The sequence below is a fragment of the Xanthobacter sp. BG11Y11_SDJG genome (genome assembly GCF_057364445.1).
Genome location: NZ_JBNFNU010000420.1, coordinates 1 through 3,546, shown reverse-complemented (window position 1 = coordinate 3,546; position 3,546 = coordinate 1). Strand labels below are relative to the sequence as shown.

General features: G+C 72.2%; 2 protein-coding genes and 1 pseudogene. All 3 read left to right on the top strand.

Annotated features, from left to right (window positions below):
- The first annotated feature begins 9 nt into the window (after window positions 1-9).
- Window positions 10-1,827 (top strand): annotated as a pseudogene (mnmG, locus tag AC2W7M_RS22080) (tRNA uridine-5-carboxymethylaminomethyl(34) synthesis enzyme MnmG).
- Between the two features lie 182 nt (window positions 1,828-2,009).
- Complete coding sequence (locus AC2W7M_RS22075) at window positions 2,010-2,663, top strand: 16S rRNA (guanine(527)-N(7))-methyltransferase RsmG (protein WP_486134940.1); 654 nt, start codon at window positions 2,010-2,012, stop codon at window positions 2,661-2,663.
- Window positions 2,660-3,546: ParA family protein (locus tag AC2W7M_RS22070; protein WP_486134938.1), on the top strand; the 887-nt coding region annotated here is incomplete at its 3' end. The genes AC2W7M_RS22075 and AC2W7M_RS22070, both read left to right, overlap by 4 nt.

The following is a 3,546-nucleotide window of genomic DNA, read 5'->3' as shown; positions in this document are numbered from 1 at the left end:
CCCTCGACGATCTCGGTGCGCGCGCGCGCGGCGGCGGCGCGCGGCGCACGCGCACGGCGCTCCGTCACCCATCGCCCGCGCCACCGTCGGCGCCATGTCGTGCAATCCGGCCATCGGCGGGCTCGGCAAGGGGCACCTGGTGCGCGAGATCGATGCCCTCGATGGCCTCATGGGCCGCGTGGCGGACGAAGGCGGCATCCAGTTCCGCGTGCTCAACCGGCGCAAGGGACCGGCGGTGCGCGGCCCGCGCGCCCAGGCGGACCGCAAGCTCTATGCCCGCGCCATGCAGGCGGCGCTCGAGGCGCAGGCGGGCCTTGCCCTCGTCGAAGGCGAGGTGGCCGACATCGAGGCGAAGGACGCCCGCGTCACCGCGCTCCTTCTCGCCGACGGCCGGCGCCTCGCCTGCGGCGCAGCGGTGCTGACCACCGGCACCTTCCTCAACGGCCTCATTCATATGGGCGAGGTGAGCATGCCCGCCGGCCGGATGGGCGAGAAGCCGAGCCTCGGCCTCTCTGCGGCCCTGGCGCGGCTCGGTTTGCCGCTCGGCCGGCTGAAGACGGGCACGCCGCCGCGGCTCGACGGGCGCACCATCGACTGGGCATCGCTGGAGATGCAGCAGGGCGACGAGGACCCGGAGCCCTTCTCCGCCCTCACCACCCGACTGCCGAACCCGCAGGTGGCCTGCGGCATCACCCGCACCACGCAAGCGACACACGAGGTGATCCGCGCCAACCTGTCCCGCTCGGCCATGTATTCCGGCCGCATCGAGAGCACGGGGCCGCGCTATTGCCCGTCCATCGAGGACAAGATCGTCCGCTTCGGCGAGCGCGACGGCCACCAGATCTTCCTGGAGCCGGAGGGGCTGGACGATCCCACTGTCTATCCCAACGGCGTCTCCACCTCCCTGCCGGAGGAGGCCCAGCGCGCGCTGCTCGCCACCATTCCCGGGCTCGAGCGCGTGGTGATGCTGCGGCCCGGCTATGCCATCGAGTACGACCATGTGGATCCGCGCGCGCTGTCGGCGACGCTGGAGGCCAAGGGCGTCGTCGGCCTGTTCCTCGCCGGCCAGATCAACGGCACCACCGGCTATGAGGAGGCGGCGGCCCAGGCCTGCTCGCCGGGCTCAACGCCGCGCGCCGGGCGGGCGGTGCGGACGGGACGGTGATCGACCGCGCCTCGGCCTATCTGGGCGTGATGGTGGACGACCTCGTCACCCGCGGCGTGAGCGAGCCCTACCGCATGTTCACCTCGCGCGCCGAGTATCGCCTGACCCTGCGGGCCGACAATGCGGACCAGCGCCTCACCGCGCTCGGGCGCGATCTCGGCCTCGTGGGCGCGTCGCGCTGGGCGCACTTCACCACCCGCATGCAGGCGCTGGAGGCGGCGCGCGCGCTGGCTCGCGGCCTCGCGCTCACGCCCACGGAGGGCGCACGGCACGGCCTCGCGTTGAACCAGGACGGTCAGCGCCGCTCGGCGTTCGACCTGCTCGCTTATCCCGACATCGACCTTGAACGCCTCGCCGCGATCTGGCCGCAGCTGGGGGCGCTGCCGGCGGACATCGCCGCCCAGGTGGAGACGGATGCGAAATATGCCGTCTATCTGGAGCGCCAGGCCGCGGACATCGCCGTGCTGCGCCGGGACGAGGCCTTGGCCCTGCCCGACGACCTCGCCTATGGCGCGCTGCCCGGCCTCTCCAACGAGCTGAAGCAGCGGCTCGACCGCGTGCGCCCGCGCACCGTGGGGCAGGCCGGCCGCATGGAGGGGATGACCCCGGCGGCGCTGGCGCTGATCGTCACCCATGTGAGGAAGCGGGGGACGGGCGGATAGGACGCCCGGCCGCTGCTGTCTGTGGATCATGGGGATGGGTGCGGGTGCAAAGGAGCCGCGGACGGCGGCGGCATCGTTTGGCCGCTCTCGGCCGCAATGACGGCCTGCCGGAGCGAAGGAGCAGCGTCCATGGCGCACGACACGGGCAAGGCGGAGGTCGCGGCGCGTGTTTCACGTGAACATTGGCGCGCCTGGAGACCGTCGCTGCCCTGCTAGCCAAGTGGCAGAAGACGCTGAACCTGGTCTCCCCCGCCACCCTGCCCAACCTCTGGGAGCGGCATGTCGCCGACAGTTTACAGCTCGTTAACCATGTTCCGGAGACGGCGCGGCGCTGGGTCGATCTCGGATCCGGCGGCGGCTTCCCCGGCCTCGTGGTGGCGGCGGTGATGGCGGACCGCGACGGCGCCCGCGTGGTCCTGGTGGAATCCGACACCCGCAAGGCCGCCTTCCTGCGCGAGGCGGCGCGCCATGCGGCGCTGCCGGTGGAGGTTGAGGCCCGGCGCATCGAGGACGTGTCCGCCGCGCTCGCGCCCGGAACGCACGTGGTCTCCGCGCGCGCCTCGCGCCGCTGCCGAAGCCTGCTGGATCTCGCCGCGCCCTTCCTCGGCGCCGGGGCGCTCGGCCTGTTTCCCAAGGGCCGCGACGCCGAACGCGAATTGACCGAGGCGGCCAAAGGCTGGACACTCGATTTCGACCTCGCTCCGAGCCTCAGCGATCCCGACGGGCGGATCCTGGTGGTGCGGTCGGCGAAACGAGAGGCGCCCGCCGTGGACGCCGGCCAGGACATCCCACGTCAGGCACGCGCCCGCGACCGGGCGCCGAGGAACAGGCCATGACCGAGACCACCATCTCCCCGCTCTCCGACCGGGGCGCCGCCGCGCCGCCGCGCGTGCTCGCGCTCGCCAACCAGAAGGGCGGCGTCGGCAAGACCACCACCGCCATCAATCTCGGCACGGCGCTCGCCGCCATCGGCGAGAGCGTGCTGGTGGTCGACCTCGATCCCCAGGGCAACGCCTCCACCGGGCTCGGCATCGACCGGCGCGCGCGCAACCTCTCGACCTATGACGTGCTGGTAGGCGAGGCGACCCTGCGCGAAACCGTGATGGAGACCGGCGTGCCGTCGCTGCATGTGGCGCCGGCGACCCTCGACCTCTCCGGCGTGGAACTGGAGATCGCCGCCGAGCGCGACCGCGCCTTCCGCCTGCGCGCGGCGCTGGAGGCGCTGGCCGCGGACACGTCGGGCACGGCCTATTCCTACGTGCTGATCGACTGCCCGCCCTCGCTGTCGCTTCTGACCGTGAACGCCATGGCGGCGGCGGACGCCATCCTGGTGCCGCTGCAGTGCGAGTTCTTCGCCCTGGAAGGCCTGTCCCAATTGCTCAAGACCGTGGAGCAGGTGCGCACCGGGCTGAACCCGAACCTCACCATCCACGGCATCGTCCTGACCATGTACGACGCCCGCAACAACCTCTCCGACCAAGTGGTGGAGGACGTCCGGCAGTTCATGGGCGACAAGGTCTATGAGACGGTGATCCCGCGCAACGTGCGGGTGTCGGAGGCCCCCTCCTATGGCAAGCCGGTGCTGCTCTACGACCTGAAGTGCGTCGGCTCGCAGGCCTATCTGCGCCTCGCCTCCGAGGTGATCCAGCGCGAGCGCGCCGCCCCGCCGCCCCAGGCCCGCCCGCCGCTGAGCGGCGGTTGGCGTTTCGGGGCCGCCGC